General features: G+C 59.6%; 14 protein-coding genes. 8 read left to right on the top strand and 6 right to left on the bottom strand.

The features are described from left to right. Positions 1–574 precede the first annotated feature (574 nt). A complete protein-coding gene (locus tag BHQ40_RS11285; RefSeq protein ID WP_070155956.1) occupies positions 575–865 on the top strand; it encodes a hypothetical protein in 291 nt (96 codons plus the stop codon). Positions 866–987: 122 nt separating this feature from the next. Here the strand turns inward: BHQ40_RS11285 and rpoC are convergent, their stop codons facing one another. From rpoC to BHQ40_RS11265, 4 genes are all read right to left on the bottom strand, one after another. Beyond that, positions 988–5241, bottom strand: coding sequence for a DNA-directed RNA polymerase subunit beta' (rpoC, locus tag BHQ40_RS11280; protein ID WP_070155954.1), 4254 nt, complete (start codon positions 5239–5241; stop codon positions 988–990). An 83-nt stretch (positions 5242–5324) separates the two neighbouring features. Beyond that, entirely contained in the window at positions 5325–9479 is a 4155-nt protein-coding gene (gene rpoB / locus BHQ40_RS11275) for a DNA-directed RNA polymerase subunit beta (RefSeq protein ID WP_070155953.1), read from the bottom strand. A 444-nt stretch (positions 9480–9923) separates the two neighbouring features. After that, a complete protein-coding gene (locus tag BHQ40_RS11270; protein ID WP_171905834.1) occupies positions 9924–10997 on the bottom strand; it encodes a mannose-1-phosphate guanylyltransferase/mannose-6-phosphate isomerase in 1074 nt (357 codons plus the stop codon). Between the two features lie 85 nt (positions 10998–11082). Beyond that, positions 11083–12405, bottom strand: a complete 1323-nt coding sequence (locus BHQ40_RS11265; protein WP_070155951.1) for a UDP-glucose dehydrogenase family protein — start codon at positions 12403–12405, stop codon at positions 11083–11085. Between the two features lie 164 nt (positions 12406–12569). On the opposite strand from BHQ40_RS11265, the gene wecB reads away from it, so the two are divergent. Beyond that, positions 12570–13691, top strand: coding sequence for a non-hydrolyzing UDP-N-acetylglucosamine 2-epimerase (gene wecB / locus BHQ40_RS11260; RefSeq protein ID WP_070155949.1), 1122 nt, complete (start codon positions 12570–12572; stop codon positions 13689–13691). Positions 13692–13697: 6 nt separating this feature from the next. Here wecB and BHQ40_RS11255 read toward each other — a convergent pair whose 3' ends face one another. Then, a complete protein-coding gene (locus tag BHQ40_RS11255) occupies positions 13698–14762 on the bottom strand; it encodes a phosphatase PAP2 family protein (protein ID WP_139139280.1) in 1065 nt (354 codons plus the stop codon). A 212-nt stretch (positions 14763–14974) separates the two neighbouring features. On the opposite strand from BHQ40_RS11255, the gene BHQ40_RS11250 reads away from it, so the two are divergent. The 6 genes from BHQ40_RS11250 (at position 14975) to BHQ40_RS11225 (ending at position 21834) form a co-directional block, all read left to right on the top strand. After that, positions 14975–15601 carry a DedA family protein gene (locus tag BHQ40_RS11250; RefSeq protein ID WP_253183332.1) on the top strand — a complete coding sequence of 209 codons (627 nt, stop codon included), beginning with the start codon at positions 14975–14977 and terminating at the stop codon, positions 15599–15601. A gap of 114 nt (positions 15602–15715) precedes the next feature. Next, the gene (locus tag BHQ40_RS11245; RefSeq protein ID WP_083276865.1) at positions 15716–16834 is read left to right on the top strand and encodes a phytanoyl-CoA dioxygenase family protein; all 1119 of its coding nucleotides are present in this window, start codon (positions 15716–15718) and stop codon (positions 16832–16834) included. Positions 16835–16994: 160 nt separating this feature from the next. Next, positions 16995–17954 (top strand): KpsF/GutQ family sugar-phosphate isomerase, encoded by a 960-nt coding sequence (locus BHQ40_RS11240; RefSeq protein WP_253183331.1) that lies wholly within the window; start codon positions 16995–16997, stop codon positions 17952–17954. A 19-nt stretch (positions 17955–17973) separates the two neighbouring features. Further along, positions 17974–18792 carry a 3-deoxy-manno-octulosonate cytidylyltransferase family protein gene (locus tag BHQ40_RS11235; protein ID WP_070155942.1) on the top strand — a complete coding sequence of 273 codons (819 nt, stop codon included), beginning with the start codon at positions 17974–17976 and terminating at the stop codon, positions 18790–18792. Between the two features lie 70 nt (positions 18793–18862). Then, positions 18863–20587 carry a capsular polysaccharide export protein, LipB/KpsS family gene (locus tag BHQ40_RS11230; RefSeq protein ID WP_070155937.1) on the top strand — a complete coding sequence of 575 codons (1725 nt, stop codon included), beginning with the start codon at positions 18863–18865 and terminating at the stop codon, positions 20585–20587. Next, positions 20584–21834: a capsule polysaccharide biogenesis protein gene (locus BHQ40_RS11225; protein ID WP_070155935.1), complete on the top strand. Its 1251-nt coding sequence runs from the start codon at positions 20584–20586 to the stop codon at positions 21832–21834. Before BHQ40_RS11230 ends, BHQ40_RS11225 begins: the two co-directional genes overlap by 4 nt. A gap of 17 nt (positions 21835–21851) precedes the next feature. Here the strand turns inward: BHQ40_RS11225 and BHQ40_RS11220 are convergent, their stop codons facing one another. Then, a complete protein-coding gene (locus tag BHQ40_RS11220; RefSeq protein ID WP_070155933.1) occupies positions 21852–23033 on the bottom strand; it encodes a glycosyltransferase family 4 protein in 1182 nt (393 codons plus the stop codon). Positions 23034–23319 lie beyond the last annotated feature (286 nt).

The raw sequence follows: 23319 nt of genomic DNA, 5'->3' as shown, positions 1-23319 counted from the left end.
TTTTTGTTTATTTATGTGCCGTGCAGCAATTTCTCTCGTCACCTAAACTTTGCTGTGATGTTTGCGGCGGGGCGATAGGGTGCGCTCTAACGAGAGGGGCGTCGTCCAGGGGAGGGGGCGCATGCATCAAGCAACCGTCCATCGGCTTCTCATATTCGCAAAAATCTTTCAGCGACTCGGATTCGCCGATTCGGCCTATCGACGAAAAGAATCGGTTCGTCGCGAGCGAAATTAACTATTATGACACAAGGATTTGCTGGCCATTCTTGCAAATCAAGCCACAATTAGCACGACTCAACGCCGAATCTTACCTGTTCCAGATTGGAACAGTCGCATTCGGGTTGACCCGTTCGAGACTCCTGACTTACCAAAAATGCCCTTTGGCAAAGTCCGGCCGAGCGCCGCCTGCTGACAGCTGCGGATGCGCCAAAGGAACAAAGGAATGGGTCGCTATGGTTTCCAAGCTTGATGACAGCATCACCGCCCGGATTGCGGGAAGGAGCGCGGTCGAAACAGCAGCTTCTACACATGCAATATCCCATACCGCGCGGCAGTCCAGCGGAGAATTCCAGCGATGACCATGGTTCAGACGCCTTTGCGCATCGGCAAGCATGCGCTGAAGCTTGAAGCGCCTCTTACAGCCCCGAAACGTCGGGTCGCTGCGCCTGCAAGAAAGAGCGCGGCGCTGGCGGACACACTGTTTGGCATAGAAGTGCTGAGGCCGCAGGGCTGGGTGCCGCTGACGGTTCGTCTTGGGCGCCGGGTGCGGACATTCGGATCGATGGCGGAAGCGATGGACGCTTGCATCCTGCATTGGCGCAGGACGGGGCACGGCGCACGGCCTTTCCGGATGCTCGACCGCTAAGCGACAGTGATAGCGGAATTATAACTGGCGCTGGTCACCGCCCGGTACTGAATAATGATCAAATAAAAAAGGCCCCGCCGGTTGTTCGGCGGGGCCTTTTTCCTTGTCCTTTCGGACCGAGTTTATTCCATATCCTCGGTCGTGAAGTCCTCGCCCTGGACCGCGCCAAGCGGATCGTCGCCGATCGCCGCTTCCGGGCCTTGGGCCAGTTCCGCCGCATGCTCGGCCGCCGCGCTGGCAGGCGCGATCAGATCAGCCTGGAACGTGCGGAGCTGGGCGCGCATGGCTGCGTCGCGGCTGGAAGCGACGACGCGCAGGCGGTTCATGCCCGCGCCAGTGCCCGCCGGGATCAGGCGGCCGACGATGACATTCTCCTTCAGGCCGACGAGCGTGTCCTTCTTGCCCTGGACCGCCGCCTCGGTGAGGACGCGGGTGGTTTCCTGGAAAGATGCCGCCGAGATGAAGCTGCGGGTCTGCAGCGACGCCTTGGTGATGCCGAGAAGGACCGGCTTGCCCTGCGCCGGCTGCTGGCCGGGCGCGAGCTTCGCGTTGATCTCGTGCATCTCCTCCGCGTCGACCTGTTCGCCGGCAAGCAGCGTGGTCTCGCCGCCATCGGTGATCTCAACCTTCTGCAGCATCTGACGAACGATCGTCTCAATGTGCTTGTCGTTGATCTTCACGCCCTGCAGCCGATAGACTTCCTGGATTTCGCTGACCAGATATTCGGCCAGCGGCTCGATGCCGAGGACTTCCAGAATGTCATGCGGGTCGGGCGATCCGCCGATCAGGTTGTCACCGCGCTTCACGAAGTCGCCTTCCTGAACGTCGATCACCTTGCTCTTGGGGATCAGATACTCGACCGGATCGCTGCCATCCTCAGGCACAATGGCGATCTTGCGCTTCGCCTTATAGTCCTTGAGGAACTGCACGCGGCCGGAGATCTTCGCGATGATCGCGTTGTCCTTCGGCTTGCGGGCCTCGAACAGCTCCGCCACGCGCGGCAGACCGCCCGTGATGTCGCGGGTCTTGGCCGCTTCGCGGCTGACACGGGCCAGGACGTCGCCGGCCTGCACCTGCTGACCGTCCTCGACCGAGAGCGTGGCGCCGATGGCGAGCATGTAGCGCGCCGCTTCGCCGCTGCTGTCGTCGAGCAGGGTGAGGCGGGGGCGCAGATCCTCCTTGGTGCGCGCTGCGCCGCGATGCTCGGTAACGACGCGCTGGGCGATACCCGTCGCTTCGTCCGTCTGCTCCGCCAGCGTCTTGCCGTCGATCAGGTCGACATATTTCACGATACCCGGCTTTTCCGTGATCACTGGCATGGTGAACGGATCCCACTCAGCGATGCGATCGCCCAGCTTCACCTTGGCGTTGTTTTCGAACAGGATCGTCGCGCCATAGGGCAGACGATGGACCGCTCGCTCGCGGCCTTCCTGATCGATGATCGCCAGTTCACCGTTGCGGGCAAGCGACAGGCGGCGGCCACGGCTGTCCGTGATCGTCGGCATGTCGCGCAGTTCCAGCGTACCGTCCGCAACCGCTTCCAGGTTCGACGTTTCGTTGAGCTGCGCCGCGCCGCCGATGTGGAAGGTGCGCATGGTGAGCTGCGTACCCGGCTCACCGATCGACTGCGCGGCGATGACGCCGACAGCCTCACCGATGTTCACCGGCGTACCGCGGGCAAGGTCACGGCCGTAGCACTTGCCGCAGACGCCCATCTTGCTCTCGCAGATCAGCGGGCTGCGGATCTTGACGGCCTGCGTGCCGATACCCTCGATCTTGGTGATCAGGGCTTCGTCAAGCAGCGTGCCTTCAGGAATGGCGACGCTGTTATCCTTCGGATCGATGATATCCTCTGCCGTGGTGCGGCCCAGAATACGCTCACCGAGCGACGCGATAACGGAACCGCCCTGAACGATCGCCTTCATCTCCAGAGCGCGGTCAGTGCCGCAATCTTCCTCGACGATGGTGCAGTCCTGCGACACGTCGACCAGACGGCGGGTCAGATATCCTGAGTTTGCCGTCTTGAGCGCGGTGTCGGCCAGACCCTTACGGGCGCCGTGGGTGGAGTTGAAATATTCAAGAACGGTCAGACCTTCCTTGAAGTTCGAGATGATCGGCGTTTCGATGATCTCGCCCGACGGCTTGGCCATAAGGCCGCGCATACCGGCAAGCTGCTTCATCTGAGCCTGCGAACCACGAGCGCCCGAATGCGCCATCATGTAGATGGAGTTGATCGGGGCCATGCGGCCAGTCTGCGGATCCTTGGGCTGAGCGCGGATTTCGTCCATCATGGCGTTTGCGACCTGGTCGCCGCAACGGCTCCAGGCGTCGATCACCTTGTTATACTTTTCCTGCTGCGTGATCAGGCCGTCCTGATACTGCTGCTCGTAATCCGCGACCATCGCCTTGGTCTCGTCGACGGTGGCTTCCTTCGAGTCCGGGATCACCATGTCGTCCTTGCCGAACGAAATGCCGGCCTGGAACGCGTGGCGGAAGCCCAGCGCCATGATGGCGTCGGCGAACAGCACCGTGTCCTTCTGACCGGTGTGGCGATACACCTCGTCGATCACGTCGCCCACATCCTTCTTGGTGAGGAGGCGGTTGACGGTGTCGAAGGGCACCTTGTGGCTTTGCGGCAGGCATTCACCGATCAGCATGCGGCCCGGCGTGGTTTCGAACCGCTTCATGTAACGATTACCGTTCTCGTCGGTCTGCGGCACACGGCTGATGATCTTCGAATGCAGTGTCACCGACTTGGTGAACAGCGCCTGATGCACTTCCTGCAGATCGGCCAGCATCATGCCTTCGCCTGGTTCGCCTTCGCGCTCCATCGACAGGTAATAGATGCCCAGGACCATGTCCTGCGAAGGCACAATGATCGGCTTGCCGTTAGCGGGCGACAGGATGTTGTTGGTCGACATCATCAGGACGCGCGCTTCCAACTGGGCCTCAAGGCTCAGCGGAACGTGCACGGCCATCTGGTCGCCATCAAAGTCGGCGTTGAAGGCCGAGCAGACTAGCGGGTGAAGCTGGATCGCCTTGCCCTCGATCAGAACCGGCTCGAACGCCTGGATGCCAAGACGGTGAAGCGTCGGCGCGCGGTTCAGGAGAACCGGATGCTCACGGATCACCTCGTCCAGGATGTCCCAGACTTCCTTGCGCTCCTTCTCAACCCACTTCTTCGCCTGCTTCAGGGTCATGGACAGACCCTTGGCGTCGAGACGGGCGTAGATGAACGGCTTGAACAGTTCGAGCGCCATCTTCTTGGGCAGGCCGCACTGATGCAGCTTGAGTTCCGGACCGGTCACGATGACCGAACGGCCCGAATAGTCGACGCGCTTGCCGAGCAGGTTCTGACGGAAGCGGCCCTGCTTGCCCTTCAGCATGTCAGACAGCGACTTCAGCGGACGTTTGTTGGCGCCCGTGATTATGCGGCCGCGGCGGCCATTGTCGAACAGGGCGTCGACAGCCTCCTGCAGCATGCGCTTTTCGTTGCGGACGATGATGTCCGGCGCGCGCAGCTCCATCAGGCGCTTCAGGCGGTTGTTGCGGTTGATGACGCGGCGATACAGGTCGTTAAGGTCCGAAGTCGCGAAACGGCCGCCATCCAGCGGCACCAGCGGGCGCAGTTCTGGCGGAATGACCGGAACGACGTCCAGGATCATCCACTCCGGGCGATTGCCGGAGTCGATGAAGCTCTCGACGACCTTAAGCCGCTTGATGATCTTCTTGGGCTTCAGCTCGGACTTGGTTTCGGCCAGATCCTTGAGCAGGATTTCTTTCTCGCCTTCCAGGTCGAGGTCCATCAGCATCTGCTTGACGGCTTCTGCGCCGATGGCGGCCGAGAACGCATCCTCGCCATACTCGTCCTGCGCGTCGATCAGTTCGTCTTCATTGAGAAGCTGATACTTCTCTAGCGGGGTCAGGCCCGGCTCGATGACGATATAGCTCTCGAAATAGAGGACGCGCTCAAGCTGCTTGAGCTGCATGTCGAGCAGCAGGCCGATGCGTGAGGGCAGGGACTTCAGGAACCAGATATGCGCGACGGGCGCGGCCAGTTCGATATGGCCCATGCGCTCACGGCGGACCTTTGACACCGTGACTTCGACACCGCATTTTTCGCAGACGATGCCCTTATATTTCATTCGCTTATACTTGCCGCACAGGCATTCATAATCCTTGATCGGACCAAAGATGCGCGCGCAGAACAGACCGTCACGTTCTGGCTTGAACGTGCGGTAGTTGATCGTCTCGGGCTTCTTGATCTCGCCGAAGGACCAGGACCGGATGCGCTCTGGCGAGGCAAGGCCGATCTGAATCTGGTCGAAGGTTTCCGGCTTGGCGACCGGGTTGGCGAAGTTGGTCAGTTCGTTCATGTTTCAATCCCCATTGAGGGCAAATCTTCGGGCGGAGCGGTTGGAAGGGACGCCGCCTCTGCAGGGCAGCGTCCCAATTCCGGTTATTCCGCAGCCTCTGGCAGTTCGTCCGGTCCGCTCATGTCTTCCAGCGCAGCCAGTTCGACGTTCAGACCCAGCGAGCGCATTTCCTTCACGAGCACGTTGAAGCTCTCCGGGATGCCGGCCTCGAACGTGTCGTCGCCCTTGACGATGGCTTCGTAGACCTTGGTGCGGCCGACTACGTCGTCCGACTTCACCGTCAGCATTTCCTGCAGCGTGTAGGCGGCACCGTAAGCCTGGAGCGCCCAGACCTCCATTTCACCAAAGCGCTGGCCACCGAACTGCGCCTTACCGCCCAGCGGTTGCTGGGTGACGAGCGAGTAGGGGCCGATGGAACGGGCGTGGATCTTGTCGTCGACAAGGTGGTGGAGCTTCAACATGTAGATGATGCCCACGGTCACCTTGCGGTCGAACTTGTCGCCCGTGCGTCCGTCATACAGGTCCGACTGGCCGGACGAGTGGAGACCCGCCAGTTCCAGCATCGCCGACACGTCGCCTTCACGCGCGCCGTCAAATACCGGCGTACCCATCGGAACGCCGCTGGTCAGATTTTCGGCCAGTTCAACGATCTGCTTGGCATCGCGCGCCTCGATCTCCGCCACATAATGGTCGCCATAGACCGTCTTGAGGCGATCCTTGACCGCTTCCGGCATCGCGCCACCGGCGCCGTCCGGATTGGCCTCACGCCAATCTTCGAGCGCATGCTTGATCTGCTGGCCAAGGCCGCGCGCGGCCCAGCCCAGATGCGTCTCGAAGATCTGCCCGACGTTCATGCGCGACGGCACGCCCAGCGGGTTCAGCACGATGTCGACATGGGTGCCATCCTCAAGGAACGGCATGTCCTCGATCGGCAGGATGCGCGAGATGACGCCCTTGTTGCCGTGACGGCCAGCCATCTTGTCGCCCGGCTGCAGCTTGCGCTTCACCGCGACGAAAACCTTGACCATCTTGAGCACGCCCGGAGGCAGCTCGTCGCCGCGCTGCAGCTTGTCGACGCGATCCTCGAACTTCTCGACGATGGACTTCACCGCCTCGTCATACTGCGCCTTGACGGCTTCGATCGCCGACTGGCGGCTGTCATCCGCAACCGCGAACTTCCACCATTCGTAACGCTCGACTTCCTCAAGCAGGGCCTCGTCGATCTCGACACCCTTCTTGACGCCCTTGGGGGCAGCAGTGGCCGTCTGGCCAAGCAGCATGTCCTTCAGGCGGTTGAAGGTCGCACGGTTCAGAATGCCGCGCTCATCCTCACGGTCCTTCGCGAGACGGTCGATTTCCTCGCGCTCGATCGCCATCGCGCGCTCGTCCTTGTCGATGCCGTGGCGGTTGAACACGCGGACCTCGACAACCGTACCGGCCACGCCCGGCGGCAGGCGGAGCGAGGTGTCGCGCACGTCGCTGGCCTTTTCGCCGAAGATGGCGCGGAGCAGCTTTTCTTCCGGCGTCATCGGGCTTTCGCCCTTCGGCGTGATCTTGCCGACCAGGATGTCGCCCGGCTCAACCTCTGCGCCGATATAGACGATGCCCGCCTCGTCGAGGTTGCGCAGGGCCTCCTCGCCGACGTTCGGGATGTCGCGGGTGATGTCTTCCGGCCCAAGCTTGGTATCGCGGGCCATGACCTCAAACTCCTCGATATGGATCGAGGTGAAGACGTCATCCTTCACGATCCGCTCGGAGATCAGGATGGAGTCCTCATAGTTGTAGCCGTTCCAGGGCATGAACGCGACGAGCGTGTTGCGGCCCAGCGCCAGCTCGCCGAACTCGGTCGACGGGCCGTCGGCGATGACGTCGCCTGCGTTGACCAGTTCACCGACCTTCACCAGCGGACGCTGGTTGATGCAGGTGTCCTGGTTCGACCGCTGGAACTTCATCAGCGTGTAGATGTCGACGCCCGACTTGCCGGGTTCGACGTCGCCGGTGGCGCGGATAACGATACGGGTCGCGTCGACCTGATCGACGATGCCCGAACGCTTGGCCGAAATGGCGGCGCCGGAATCGCGTGCAACCGTCTCCTCCATGCCGGTGCCGACGAACGGCGCCTCGGCCCGGACAAGCGGAACCGCCTGACGCTGCATGTTCGATCCCATGAGCGCGCGGTTGGCGTCGTCATTCTCCAGGAAGGGAATGAGCGATGCAGCAACCGACACGAGCTGCTTGGGACTGACGTCCATCAGCGTGATGTGGTCCTTCGGCGCCATCAGGAATTCGCCGGCCTCACGCGCGGATATCAGGTCCTCGACGAAGCTGTTGTCCGCATTGAGTTCCGCGTTCGCCTGCGCGATCGTGTGCTTGGCTTCTTCCATAGCCGACAGGTAGACGACCTCGCTAGTCACCTTGCCGTCGATCACCTTGCGATACGGCGTTTCGATGAAGCCGTACTTGTTCACCCGGCTGAAGCTGGCGAGCGAGTTGATCAGACCGATGTTCGGACCTTCCGGCGTTTCAATCGGGCAGATGCGGCCATAATGGGTCGGGTGAACGTCGCGGACTTCGAAACCGGCGCGCTCGCGGGTCAGACCGCCCGGCCCAAGGGCCGAAACACGGCGCTTGTGGGTGACTTCCGAGAGCGGGTTGGTCTGGTCCATGAACTGCGAAAGCTGCGAGGAGCCGAAGAATTCACGCACGGCGGCCACGGCGGGCTTCGCGTTGATCAGATCGTTCGGCATCACGGTCGACACGTCGACCGACGACATGCGCTCCTTCACGGCGCGCTCCATGCGGAGCAAGCCGACGCGATACTGGTTCTCCAGAAGCTCGCCGACCGAACGGACGCGGCGGTTGCCGAGATTGTCGATGTCGTCGATTTCGCCCTTGCCGTCCTTCAGGTTCACCAGCTCCTTGACGACGGCAAGGATGTCCTCGCGGCGCAGGGTGGTGACCGTATCCTCGGCATCAAGGTCGAGGCGCATGTTGAGCTTTACGCGGCCCACGGCCGACAGATCGTAGCGCTCCGGATCGAAGAACAGGCCGTCGAACAGCGCTTCGGCGGTTTCGCGCGTCGGCGGTTCGCCAGGGCGCATGACGCGATAGATGTCCGACAGGGCCTGGTCGCGATCCTCGGCCTTGTCGGCCTTCAGCGTGTTGCGGATCCAGGGGCCGGTGGTGACATGATCGATGTCGAGCAGTTCGAGGCGATCGATGCCAGCCTTGTCCAGCTTTTCCAGATTTTCGGGAGAAACCTCGTCGCCAGCCTCGATATAGATCTCGCCAGTCTTTTCGTTGATGAGGTCGTAAGCCGAGTAACGGCCGAAAATTTCCTCGGTCGGGATCAGCAATGTCTCGAGGCCGTCCTTGCCCGCCTTATTGGCGGCGCGGGGCGAAATCTTCTGACCCGCCGGGAACACGACTTCGCCGGACTTGGCGTCAACAATGTCGAATGCCGGCTTCTGGCCGCGCCATGCCTCGACGGCGAACGGGATCTGCCAGCCGCCTTCGCCACGCAGGAAAGTGACCTTGTTGTAGAAATAGCCAAGGATGTCCTCGGCATTCAGGCCAAGCGCGAACAGCAGCGCAGTGACCGGCAGCTTGCGCTTGCGGTCGATGCGGACGTTCACAATGTCCTTGGCGTCAAATTCGAAGTCCAGCCAGGAACCGCGATAGGGAATAACGCGGGCGGCAAAGAGATATTTGCCCGACGAGTGGGTCTTGCCACGGTCATGGTCGAACAGGACGCCCGGCGACCGGTGCATCTGCGACACGATGACGCGCTCGGTGCCGTTGATGATGAAGGTGCCGTTGCCGGTCATGAGCGGCATGTCGCCCATGTAGACGTCCTGCTCCTTGATATCGAGCACGGAGCGGCTGTCGGTGTCCTGATCCACCTCGAACACGATGAGGCGCAGGGTTACGCGCATCGGCGCGGCGTAGGTGATGCCACGCTGGCGGCATTCCTCGGTATCGTATTTCGGGTCTTCCAGCTCGTAATGAACGAAGTCCATTTCGGCGGTGCCGGCGAAATCGCGGATCGGGAACACCGACCGGAGCGTCTTTTCCAGGCCGGATACATAGCCGATGGAAGGGTCGGAACGAAGGAACTGCTCGTAGGATTCGCGCTGCACTTCAATCAGGTTCGGCATCTGAACCACTTCGTGGATGTCGCCGAAGACCTTGCGGATGCGCTTTTTTGCGGTCTGGGGGAGAGCTGCCTTGGTCGCCATGTATTTTCCTGTCGCTTTGGTCGCAATTTTTTTCGCATCGCAGCGAAATTTCAGCCTGATTCGTTAGCCTTAGCCACGAAAAAAAGTGCGGGTCGGGACTGTCCGAACCGCACTGCCAGCGTCTTGTAGAACCTCCACTTGCACCCCATTCGTCTCGGTTCGTGCGCAAATCGAACCTTGGCCCGGGTGAGGGGAGGGTGACCGTTTCCGTACCATTATGGCACAGGGCCGATCGACCTTCGGAAGCGCATATAGGGATATTGTTGGACTTTGAAAAGCCCCCCGAAGGAGGTTTTCCGTCAGTTCCGCAAAATGCCAACGGCGACAGGCCCAAGCAGAAAGACCATGACGATGATGGACGCAGCGATCAACCAGTGGCGCATTGCCGGGCTGGATATTTCCGGGATCTTGTCGTCCGGTTTCAGGCGCACGGGCTGAATCCCATCAGCCTTTCAGGGCGTCCGTAACCCGGCGAACCTCCTGCGCCTTGCCGCGCGGGAGGATGAGGATGTCGGCACCGGAGACGACGACGATCAAATCCTCGACATCGACCAGCGCAACGCGCGGCCCATCCGTATGCACAAGGCATCGCGAGGCGCCGAGGGCAAGTACGTCACCACGAACCGTGTTGCCTGCCGCATCGGGCGCGGAAATGGCGTGAAGCGAGTCCCAGCTACCGACGTCCGACCATCCCATCGCCACCGGTACGCAGGCGACCTTCTCCGCCCGTTCCATGATGGCATAGTCAATGGAATCGGAAGGGCTGGCCGCAAAGGCCTCCGCATCAGGGAACAGGCGGCTGCCCTCCCGCACGGCGCCATCGACGGAAGCCTGAATGGCGGTGAGCATGTCGGGCTGGAATTGCGCCAGCGCCGCCAGAAACGCGTCGGCCCGGAACAGGAAGATGCCTGCATTCCAGGCATAGCCGCCCTCGGCAAGCATGGCTGCGGCGCGATCGGCATTGGGCTTTTCGACGAAGCTTGCGACCTTGTTGACGCCGGCGGCGAGGGCGTCGCCCATGCGGATATAGCCATAGCCGGTCTCCGGGGCGTCGGGTTCTATACCGAATGTCACCAGCCAGCCATCGGACACCAGGGGCAGAGCCTTGGCAATGGCTGCGTGGAAGGCAGGAAGATCAGTGATCACATGGTCGCTTGGCATGACGAGCAGCGCGGCGGCGGGATCATTGGCGGCGATGGCGGCGAGCGCGATGGCGGGCGCCGTGTTACGGCCGAACGGCTCCAGCACGATCAGCCCATCGGGCAGACCGACGGCGGAAAGCTGTTCCTCTATCATGGCCGCATGCGCCGTATTGGCGACGATGATCGGCCGGCCCGACCCGACAATGCCCTCCATGCGGAGAGCCGTGAGCTGCAGCATTGTCTCCTCGCCCGTGAGTGCGAGCAACTGCTTGGGGCGTTCGGGGCGGGACACCGGCCAAAGCCGCGTTCCCGATCCGCCGGACAGAATGACCGGCACGATCGCGGGGGTCGTGGACGGTTGTTCTATCGCTGGCATCGAATCGCTCCTGTACTCATGCTGGTACGACATGACCTGCTATTCTTAAGATTAGACTCACCTTGCCGCGATGATTTGAGATCATCTACATTTCACTGGACGCATCAACGCCGCCAACCCGGAACAACTTAAATCCCGCTGCAGCCGCCTCGGCCGCGGGATAGATGTTGCGGAGGTCGACCAGAACGGGTGCGGTCATGAGGCCGGCGATCTTCTTTAGGTCGAGCGCGCGGAAGATGTCCCACTCGGTCACCAGGACCAGAACGTCCGCGCCCTCGGCCGCGTCATAGGGGTCGGACATCATCTTCACGCGCGGCATCAGCGAAGCGGCAGCCTCCATGCCTTCGGGATCATAGGCGCAGATATCCGCCCCTGAATCCTCGAGCGCCTGGACGATGGCAAGCGACGGCGCGTCGCGCATGTCGTCGGTATTCGGCTTGAAGGTCAGGCCAAGGATGGCGACCTTCTTGCCGCGGGCGTCGCCGCCCAGCGCCTTGATGACCTTACGGCCCATGGCGCGCTTGCGGGTGTCGTTCACCTGCGCCACCGCTTCCACGATGCGGATCGGCGAATCGAAATCCTGGCCGGTCTTGATGAGCGCCAGCGTGTCCTTCGGGAAGCAGGAGCCGCCATAGCCGGGGCCAGCATGCAGGAATTTGGAGCCGATGCGGTTGTCTAGACCGATTCCGCGCGCGACATCCTTCACTTCCGCGCCCACCGCTTCGCAAAGGTCGGCAATCTCGTTGATGAAGGTGATCTTGGTCGCGAGGAAGGCATTGGCGGCATATTTGATCAGCTCTGCCGTCCGGCGGCCAGTGAAGATCAACGGCGCTTCTCCGAGATAGAGCGGGCGGTAGATCTGACGCATGACGGCCGTGGCGCGGGGATCGTCCGTGCCGACGACGATGCGGTCCGGGCGCTTGAAATCGCCGATCGCCGCGCCCTCGCGCAGAAATTCCGGGTTAGACACGGCCGCGACCTCCAGGTCGGGACGCGCCTCGCGCATGATGCGCTCCACTTCGTCGCCCGTGCCGACCGGGACCGTCGATTTGGTCACGATGACTGCCGGACCGTCCAGAGCCTCCGCGATTTCCTTCGCCGCGGCGTAGACATAGGTCAGGTCCGCATGGCCGTCGCCGCGGCGGGAGGGGGTTCCGACGGCGATGAAGATCGCGTCTGCGCCCTTGACGCCTTCGGCTAGGTCGGTTGTGAAATCCAGCCGCTTGGCTGCGACATTGCTGGCCACGAGCGCGTCGAGGCCCGGTTCATAAATCGGCATTTTCCCGCCGCGAATGGCGGCAATCTTGCTCTCATCCTTATCGACGCAGGTCACGGTGTGACCGAAATCGGCAAAGCATGCACCCGATACAAGCCCGACATAGCCGGTGCCAATCATCGTGATTTTCATGAAGCTCCTTAGCGATTCTGCTGATGACCCGCGGCCGCACCTAGCATAGCCGTTCGCACCTGCGAAAGGCGGAGGAGATCATTTCGTCAGCGTTTAGAGGCTGTATACCATTTTTTGCGAAAGGACGTCCCGATGCGCCGGGCGCGCGAAGCGGGGAATCCGGCATGAAAGTGATCATCGTTTTTGGCACGCGGCCCGAAGCCATCAAGCTGTTTCCCGTGATTCACGCGCTAAAGGCGCGGCCGCAAATCGATACACGGGTCTGCGTCACGGCCCAGCATCGCGGGCTGCTTGATCAGGTGCTGGAGATGAGCGGCATCGTGCCGGACATCGACCTGGATATCATGCAAGAGAATCAGACGCTGGACGGGCTGACCGCGCGCCTGATCGTGGAACTGGGCAAAGTTTTTGACAGCGAACAGCCCGACCGGGTGGTTGTCCATGGCGATACGCTGACGACCATGGTCGCCAGCCTGGCCGCCTATTACCGCAAGATTCCCGTCGCTCATGTCGAGGCCGGACTGCGCAGCGGCGACATCCACCATCCCTGGCCGGAGGAAGTGAACCGGCGGGTGGTCGCCTGTATCGCAGACATGAACTTCGCGCCCACCCAGGGCGCCGCAGACGCCTTGCTGGCGGAGGGGCGCGACCCGGCGGGCATATATGTGACCGGAAATACGGTTATCGACGCCTTGCTCGCCACCAAGCGGCGCATAGATGCTGAACCCTCCCTTGCCGCAGGGCTGGCGCCGCTCGCCGCCCGCTTTTCGGGCAAGCGCATCATCGCCGTGACCAGCCACAGGCGGGAAAATTTCGGCGGCGGCATGGAGAATATCGCCAAGGCGGTGAAAGACATCGCAGCGCGCCCGGACGTCGCCATAATCTTCCCCGTGCATCCCAACCCGAATGTGCGGGCGGTGATGGATGTCGAACTTGCCGGCCTCGATAATGTCGCGATGATCGATCCGCTCGACTACCCCCATTTCGTCAAATTGCTCGACATGTGCGAGATCGCGTTGACCGACAGCGGCGGCGTGCAGGAAGAGGCTCCATCCCTGGGCAAGCCTGTGCTGGTGATGCGCGAGACCACAGAGCGGCCGGAAGGCGTGGCCGCCGGAACCGCCAGGCTGGTGGGGACTGACCGGGGCAAAATCGTGGCTGAGTTGTTCCGGCTGCTCGACGATGCGGATGCCTATGCCGAGATGTCCCGCGCTCATAATCCTTTTGGCGATGGCAAAGGCAGCGACCGGATCGCCGAGATCATGGCCGGGGCGGTTAAAGGCTGAAAAAACTCAGCGTTTGGCGAATGTCGTGCCGCCAGCGAGCACCCGCTCCGCGGCTGGCTCCTTCGCATGGGCGGGACCGGTCAGGAAACCCGCGCCATACCACAGGCCGATGGCGCCCGCCGCGCCAACGATGCCATCAATCGCATAATGCCAGTTCAGATAGACTGACCCCAGCCAGATCAGCGCTGCAAACGCGCTCATGCACAGGCCGAACACGCGATTGAAGCGATAGCCGACCAGCGCGAACAGCACCGCCATCGCATTGTGAATGGACGGGATGGCGGAGATGCCGCCGCCGATGCTGAGATCGGGGTCGTTGAAGCGGTCGAGGAGCATGTCGCGCACCTCGATCGTGAACAGGAAATCCGCAGCGCGCGCCGCCCGGTCGGCGACCAGCGCGTCATTAACCGCCTCGAACGGGCCATTGCCGATGGGACCGACCAAAACGCCGTAGAAGCATGGTCCTGCTGCGGGCAACAGATAGGCCAGGATCGATCCGAGGCCGATCCATGTCATGGTGAAGGCCGTCATATACTGCATGCGCGTGCGCGCGTCCGTGCAGAGCGCCACAATGCCGACGCCCACCGACATGGGCAGGAACCAGGCGTGGTACACGCCATCAAGGAAATAGGTGAGCAGCGGCGAACCGATACTCTTGTGAAGCCATAAGCCCAGATCCACGCCGAATATGCTGCGGTCTATCGCGGCGAGGGCGGGATCAAAATGGAAACCGGCATGGGGCAGAATGCGCTGCTTGAACGCGCTGAAGCTCGACATGACGATCGCAAAAAGAAGGACTGGCCATAGCAATGTGACAAACCGGTCCGACCGCCACCGGTCCTGCAGCGCGCCGAGCATGCCCGGCCCGCGCGCGTTGAGCAGGGCAAAACCGAGCAGCGACAGAGCGCTCAGCGGGATGGTCAAAAGCAGGAATGTGCCGATCAGCCGCAGAAATTCCCATGTGGGCACCGCTGGCTGCGCAACAACAAACAGGGCAAAGGCGAGGGCGATGATCAGATTGAGCCTGACGATGGCGTGTTCGCGCTTCGATACGCGCTCAAACAAGGTCATGGTTTCATTGGTCCACCGCGGCTTCTGGCCGACACCTATGAAAAATATGGGCGAAGCGCAAAGGTGAAATGGTTGCGAATAGGCAACGGTTGCGATGCTCGCCGGTCCGCGCAATTCGCTCTTGCCAGCGCCCTCCAATCTTTCCAAAGCGGCGGCGGAACGTCCGCAGCGGAACCGTCCGCGCTACAGAAAGTCCTCCTTTGGAAAATATATTGGCGGGCGTTACGCTGTTCATCACCGAGCATCGCGCATGGGCGGGCCCGCTGATAGGCCTGATCATATTCGCGGAGTCGCTGGCCATTATCGGCCTGTTTTTCCCTGCGACGCCCATCATGTTCGCTATCGGCGGCATGTTGGGTGCGGGCACGCTGGAGCCGGTTCCCGTCCTGATCTGCGGGCTGCTGGGCGCGGTGGCGGGCGATGCGCTGTCATATGCGATTGGCAGGCATATCGGCCCGTCCATTTATTACCGCGCGCCCTTCAACCGGCACCGGGGGATGTTCGCCAAGGCGCGGCTGTTTTTCCAGCGTTATGGCTTCGCCGCCATATTCTTCGGCCGGTTCATGGGGCCGTTCCGCACCACTGTCCCATTGGTATCGGGCGTGGCTTTCATGGAGGCGCGCACCTTTCAGGCCGCGAACATCCTGTCCGCGCTGCTCTGGGTGCCGGCGAGTTTTGCGCCGGGCTATCTGGTCGTGAGAGGAGTGGGCGCGGCTGCGTTGATGAGCCAATCCGATCTGATTGCGATTGGCGGAGTTATAGCCCTGTTGTCGATCATGATGACGGTTGCCGGGTCCATTTTCATCGCTCGCAGGCGGTCGAACCGGCGGCAGAAATAGCTGGCTACAGCGGATAGCTCCAGATTGGTTGTTTAAATCGCTCGACTATCGGTACGGGATTATGCAGACGGCGACGTGTTCCGGATACAAGAGGGCTGGAACAGTTCACCGGGAATGAATAGTCATCGCCATCCGATTCTTCAGTTGCCCTCCAAACAGGGAGTGGCAGTTGCACGTTCGGGGCATGAAGTGGGCCTGGGGACCGAGATTTTGTCTGTATTGCGCACGGTTCTGGGGTTGCCATTATGGGCTATTCAGATTGTTTCGGGTGCGAAATCTTTTGCAGATAATCCAGTCATCGGGTCGAAACGTCTAAACCGGCTTGGTCTACATGTAGGAAGAGTGCGCATCGCGCACCAACTGGCCCGATGGCGCAGGTCGAGGTTGGGCCGTCATGTTCCCGCGGCGTATCGCGCAGAGTTTGCTGCAAATGGCTTCATAAGAATTGATAATTATCTTCCTGGCGATGAGTTCGCGGCTTTGAGGGATGCTGTCCTGTCAACGCGTGCCCCGGCGCGCGAAATGTTGCAGGGCGATACAATAACAAGGCGGATTGCGATCGATCCTGAATATCTGGAGAGTGTGCCGCAGTTGCGGGCGTTGACGTCGGCCAGTCGCTGGCGGAGCCTGGTTCGCTATGTTGCCAGCTCAGCATCCGAACCTTTATATTACATCCAGACGATATTGACGCATCGGGCCAAAGCCGACCCTGACCCCCAAACCACATTCCATGCCGATACCTTTCATCCCACGATGAAGGCCTGGTATTTTCTTGAGGATGTGGCGGAGGATGCGGGGGCTTTCCGCTATGTGCCGGGGTCTCATAAATTGACGGCTGAGCGACTTGCCTGGGAACAGGCGCGCAGCATCGCTGCTCCGGAGGGTGTTGATCGCCTGTCTGCCAGAGGGTCCATGCGCATACTGGAATCGGAATTGGCCGGGCTTAAATTGCCGGAGCCAAAGACCCTGGGGGTCAAGGCGAACACTCTGGTTATTGCCGATACTTTCGGCTTTCATGCGCGTGGCCATGCATCAAAACCGACACGAAGAGTCGAGATCTGGGCGTACAGCCGGCGCAATCCTTTTTACCCCTGGACAGGGTTTGATCCTCTTTCCTCACGGGGCATAGCGGAGAGGCGCATTCCTTGGATATGGGCTGCGAAGGACCAGTTTCCAAAAATATTCGGTGCCCCCTGGCACGATGCAGGATCGAAAGTGCCGGGAAGTGAATGAAGAATATTTTACTCCGGAGTTAAAGCGTGCGAGCTGTCCGGTAAATAGAAAATATAGTTAACGACATACTCGACAAATTGCGCTTCAAGCTTGTAAAGGTTTTCTAGAGACCGTCGAGTTTCTTCAGGGTTCACAGTAGCAGTGGTTTTTCAATATGCTAATGACTAATATTTCCCAGACAAAAGATCATGGTTTGGCGGTAATTCGCCAGGAGGCTGAAGGGCTGCTTCAGTTGGCGGATCAGCTGGATGATGATTTTAGCCGTGCGGTTTCGAAAATTGTCAGTACGCAGGGACGTGTCATCGTCTCCGGGATGGGTAAGTCCGGGCATATTGGCCGAAAGATAGCGGCGACCCTGTCAGCTACGGGTTCGCCAGCATTCTTTGTGCATCCTGCGGAGGCGTCGCATGGAGATCTCGGCCTCCTGAAGCCGACCGATACCATGCTGATCCTGTCAAACTCTGGCGCAACATCGGAACTTCGGCCCCTTATTGCCTATGTGAAGAACCTCAACGCCCCGATGATCGGAATTGCCTCCGACGCAGATTCCCTTTTGATGCGGGAAGCGGACTTCCGAATTCTTCTGCCGAAAATTCCAGAGGCTTGCCCCGAACTTATAGCGCCAACCACTTCTACCACGATGATGCTGGCGGTTGGTGATGCCTTGGCCATCGCTGCCATGCGTGAGCGTGGCATATCTAGGACGGAATTGATGCAGTGGCATCCCGGGGGGTCGATTGGGTGGAGACTGCTACCGGTTGATTCCATGCTTCGCAAAACCGGAACGCTGCCGCTGGTCACGCCCACCACAGGTATGCGTGATGTCGTTCTGGAGATGACCTCGACGGGGAAAGGAGTTGCGGGCGTCGTGGATGGTGAAGGCAATCTGGTCGGGATCATTACGGATGGCGATTTGCGCCGTTCATTCGATAAGATGCTGATCGCCACCGCTGGCGAGATTATGACCGCTTCTCCCAAAACCGTGGCAAGCGGTACAAGAATAGAGGAAACACTTGCCTTGATGTCCGAGGCGAAAATAACGGTGGTATTCGTGATGCGGGCGGATGATCCGCGTAAACCGGCCGGAGTTATCCATATCCATGACATAGCTTCGATTTGATCGCTGGGCTGCTGACAATATGCGCGAGCAAAATTTCGCCGGTGTGGCGATCGTCATTCCGGCGCGGTACAAGTCGTCGCGTTATCCAGGGAAACCGCTTGCCGAAATCAAGGGCGTAACGGGTGTTGCGAAGCCATTGATCCAACGCAGCTTTGAGGCTGCGAGTGGTATAGCACCCGGATTGCCGGTCTATGTGGCGACCGATGACGACCGTATCGCAGAGGCGGCAACAGTCTTCGGCGGTCGGGTGATCATGACACCGGAGTCATGTGCGAACGGCACCGAGCGTGTCGCAGCCGCGATTGCCGATATTCCGGCTGAACATGATGTTGTCATAAATTTTCAGGGAGACGCATTGCTGACGCCGCCTGAACTGGTCAGGGCGTTGATTGAGCATATGACGGCAAATCCTAGATGTCAGGTTGCTACAGTGGCAGTCCGCTGTTCTCCCAGTGCTTATCAGCATCTTTTGACCGATCAGGCCGCGGGACGGAGTGGCGGCACCACAGTCGTTGTTAATGCGCAGAGCGAAGCCCTTTATTTCTCGAAGCGGGTCATTCCGCATATCCTGCCTGGGAGCGACGCGGAAAATAAGCCGCCGATCCTGATGCATTTGGGGCTTTACGCATATCGGCGGCCGGCTCTGGAACGTTATGTAAATTCGCCCTCCACGTTGCTTGAAGAACTGGAAGGGCTGGAGCAGCTGCGCTTTCTCCATGCGGGCATCCCCGTCGCGGTGGTGCAATGCGATCCGCCAAGCTGGGATGCGATAGAGTTGAACAATCCCAGCGATCTGGAACCGATCGAGACCATTCTAGCGGCCCGGAAAATAAAATAAGCCTCCGCTATGCTTGGAGAGGGAAATTCAATAGAACCGCGCTGGAGGCTGTTATCTGGAAGCTGGCGTAATGGCGACTGAAACGCTGAATTTCCAAGCTTCAGGACAGGGTATCGCGCCAATTTTACGCGCGCCGCCATTTCCCGGCGCAGCCAATGCGGTAGTGAGCCGGCTATCCCCAGATGCCGGTTCGCAAGAATGTGCCGACATCGACATCCGAGACAGCATGGACGCCCTGCGTGAGGCGCGGGTTGGCGGTACTTTCTGGGGGGCTCACCCCCAACTGGAGATCCCGAATCCCTTCATTGTGCGGCCAGCTACGACCGATCAGGCGGTCAAGATGTTGGAGCGGATGGAGCGTGACGGTCATCTGCATAGGCTGGTGTTATGGCTGCCTCCGCATTTGGCAGCGTGGGCAAGCGAAGTGGCTTCACCGGCTGTTGTCCTCACAGAATGCTGTGATCCATGGCACTTGTTTGCGCAGGCCGGGCAAATGTTGTTCGATCCCGCAGATGAAAATCTGTTGCTGGCGCGTATCGCCGGGGTCCGGGCATCCACCTTTTCGGGTGATGGAGATTCAATCAATCAAGAGCGCTTAGCTGAATTCTTCAGGACGGCCGTGCGTCGTAGAGTCGCGGATATCGATTATATCGATCCGTTTACCGGAGCGCCCAGCGATTTTCTGTCTACAATAGAATTACTCAAATTCTGGCGGGGCTTGATCGATTCCAATCGGTCGATCGGCGCTGCTGCCGGGTTTGCGCACTGGAAAAAAACCGTGGTCGAACCTCTGTTATGGGGAGGCTCGGAACCCGTTCGTTTCATGGGGGGCAGCGAGTCGGCGACGAAGTCCATTCCGCGGGGCAAGTCGATCGCCATCTGGAAATCGAGGGTTTCGAAGCGCTTCCTCGATGAGGTTGAGCAGCAGGGCTGTGATTTACATGAAGTGGAGGACGGGTTCATCCGGTCTGCCGGGCTGGGTGCAGACTGCGTGCCGCCTCTTTCCATTGTGGTGGACAAGGTCGGAGTGCATTTTGATCCGGCACAGCCAAGTGATCTGGAAAATCTGTTGCAGGCCGGAAACTTTCCGCCAGCGATTCTGGACAGGGCGGAGGCTTTGCGCCGGCAGATCGTCGAATCCGGTGTCAGCAAATATGGCGCTGGTGGTCAATCGATAGCCCGGCCGGCGGGTGAACGGCGGCATGTTCTGGTAACGGGGCAAGTCGAGGATGATCGCTCGGTCATATGCGGCGGCGGGGAGGTGGCTGGCAATCTTGACCTGTTGAAGCGTGCCCGTGCGCAGGAACCCGATGCCTATATCATTTACAAGCCCCATCCCGATGTAGAGGCAGGGCATCGCAAGGGGTATGTGGCCGATGAACAGATATTGTCGTTCGCGGACGATATCGTTCGAGACGCCTCCATCTCAGCGCTGCTGGACATGGTCGATGGCGTTCACGTCATCACCTCCCTGGCCGGATTTGAAGCTCTGATCCGGGGCAAAGATGTCGTGACGCATGGCATGCCCTTCTATGCTGGCTGGGGACTTACGACCGATCTGGGCGTTATTCCCACACGGAGAACGGCTCACCGCAACGTCGTCGAGTTAGTGGCGGCGGTGTTGTTGCTATATCCGCGATATCTGGACCCTATAACTTCGTTGCCATGCCCACCAGAAGTGCTTGTGAAAAGGTTGGCAGCCGGAGTACGCAAGGAAAATTGGGCAATCGTCTCGTTAAGACGTTTGCAAGGAAGCGCGAGGCAGAAACTGTCCAAAATGGGAATAACTATATGAAGCCCGGCCTGCTCCGCCAGCGTAATTTCCTTTTTCTTCAGGGTCCTGCAGGACCTGTTTTCTGGATGTTAGGGCAAGAATTACTTGCGCTGGGCTGTGGTGTGCACCGCATTAATCTGAACGGGGGGGACAAGAAGGATTGGCCTGGTGAGGCGATTGACTATCGCGGACTGCCCTCACGCTGGTCCTTGTTCATCGATCGCTATCTGCGAGATAATGAGATTACGGACCTGATCCTTTTCGGCGACTGCCGACCGATGCATATCACGGCACGGGGAATGGCAAAGCTTCGTGGCCTCAACATCCATGTTCTTGAGGAAGGCTATATACGTCCTGACTGGATGACGTTCGAGCCGGATGGTGTGAACGGTCATTCCACACTTTCCCGCGATGCTCGCTGGTTCATGACTCAGGCGCGTAGCCTTCCGCCATTGCCCAAGCTGCCACCCGTTACAGCGAGTTTTCAGAGGCGTGCCAGGGATGGGCTGCATTATTATACCAATGTTGCTCTGGGGCGTTTCCGCTTCCTGACCTATAAGTCCCATCGGCCGGAATCGCCGATCGTCGAGGGGGTTGGCTGGCTTAAGCGTTTTGCCTTGCAGAGACGCCGCGCGCGACAAACGGCAGCTTCATTGGCCCAGATTCAAGGCAAACCCTATTTTATCCTGCCGTTGCAACTGAGCGCGGATTATCAGATTCGCATCCATTCCCCTTTCGACACGATGCAGGCGGCGGCGGAATATATCATGGTCAGCTTTGCGCGCTATGCGCCCAAGGATGCTTTTCTCGTCGTCAAGGAGCATCCACTCGACAGCAGCTTCTTCAACTGGCGCGGTTTCGTGCTAGCCAAGGCGCGTGCATTAGGCATGTCAGAACGGATTTTGCATGTCGACGTGTGCGATCTGGCGGAACTTTCTTCAAAATCGCGAGGCATGGTATGTGTGAACAGCACATCGGGAACCCTGGCGCTGGCGTCGGGAACGCCGGTTTTGGTATTGGGTGACGCTATCTACAATGTCCCCGGCATTACGCACGAAGGCCATATCGACCGATTCTGGATAGCGCCCCAACGGCCCAACGCGGACGTTTATGACGCGTTCAAGCGGGTGCTTTATGCCCGTTGCCTGATACGCGGAGGAGTGGCCAGCCAGTCAGCGGTTGATGCTCTGGTGGATGGCGTCATTGACCGGCTTTTCCACGATCCACTGCATTCGCTGCGAAAGGTTGAGTTACAGGAAGTCGCCTAAAGCTCTCGGCGTTATTTTCATAAGCGACTTAGCCAGTTGTCAACTTTGGCAAAATGCTGATTCCAGGTTGGCATTGCATATCCCGTCATTCGGGAAAGCTGGGCCGATCGTTCGGCGCTGCTTGGTCGCGAATATTGCTCGATGATCGATTGCCATCCCATCATGTCATCGGGTGCAAGATATTCGGGGATATCGCCGGCAAGTTCATGAAATACGGCAAGATTGCTAGCGATTACGGGTGTGCCTACACCGAGTGCCTCAACGAGGGGCATTCCGTAACCTTCTGCGAATGAAGGGAAGAGCAGTGCCCTCGCATCTCGCAGATAATGCGCGAGTTCAGTATCGGTGCATCGGGGGAGTTCGATAACGTGACCGCGTAGCGCCTCATCGGAATCGAGCAGGGCGCATGCCGCATCATTTTCCCATCCGCGCTGGCCTATCACAACAAGGCTTGGCGTAGACGGGCCATGCTTGGCTATCAATGTCCGCCACAGCTTCAGCAGGATTAAGTGGTTCTTGCGGCCTTCAATGGTACCTAATGTAACGAAGAACGGTTTGGCTGCTTCCGGCGGCTTCTTGTCAGAAGCCGATAAAGGAGTCGCGCCCAGCCAGGCGTTGAGCATGGGGGGCAGTGGCAATCCGCGATGCAGGGCGTAATTGGCTATCTCATCCAGCGTCGCCTGCGAATTCCCTATAATTCCCGCGCCGGACCGCAGCATCGTATCAACGCGTTTCTCATGCTTTTTCGCGCTACCGGGGCGGCAATATTCGGGGTGCGTGATCGGGATCAGGTCGTGGATCATGAAGATGGGGCGGACGTCCGTTTTTGCTACCCATTCCATCAGGGCCGGCTGATCCAATCCTGAATGGCCAATGTTGAGGTAAAGTCGGCCGTTGCCGGATTGTGGTTGGATCAAATACGGGAAATGCCGAGCGGCGAGCTTGGCCAGTTCGATGCGAAGATTTCGTGTTTCCGTCAGCAATAGTGTGAAAAGTTCAGCGGACGTTTTTGGAGGCAAAATGCGACGTGCCGCTTTCCACTGCACAACTGCTTGGGCACACTCAGCGTAATGTTCAGCGTAGGCGAGGCACACTCTGTCGATACCTGTAGGCAGGCGCCCTCGCGAAGCGCGCCATATCAGTCGGCTCAGGTCAAGCAGGATGTCGGGTCGGGCAACTGCTCCCGATATCGTAAACATGGAGATAATAGAATTCCTGCTGTAGCGATGGGCCCATAAGTTTAACCCAACATCAGAGAGCGGTGTTTTTTGCCGTTGCAGCGCGGGCGATGCAAGATAATTCCCTGGGTATGGTCGGCTTGTTCTGATGCGCCAGGCGTACTACCGCTAGAAAGCCATCATTTAACGTGCATCTCCCGCTGAGCAGTATATTAGGGTTAACGGAACGGTTTAAGACGACGCATATCGTCTTTGTTCCGGTTGTCGGGGCATATGTTTGAGCGGTTGAGGCGGGCTTAATGGCTAG

The sequence above is a fragment of the Sphingobium phenoxybenzoativorans genome, assembly GCF_001757355.1.
Classification (GTDB): Bacteria; Pseudomonadota; Alphaproteobacteria; order Sphingomonadales; family Sphingomonadaceae; genus Sphingobium; species Sphingobium phenoxybenzoativorans.
This window is presented reverse-complemented; position numbering and strand designations above follow the sequence as displayed.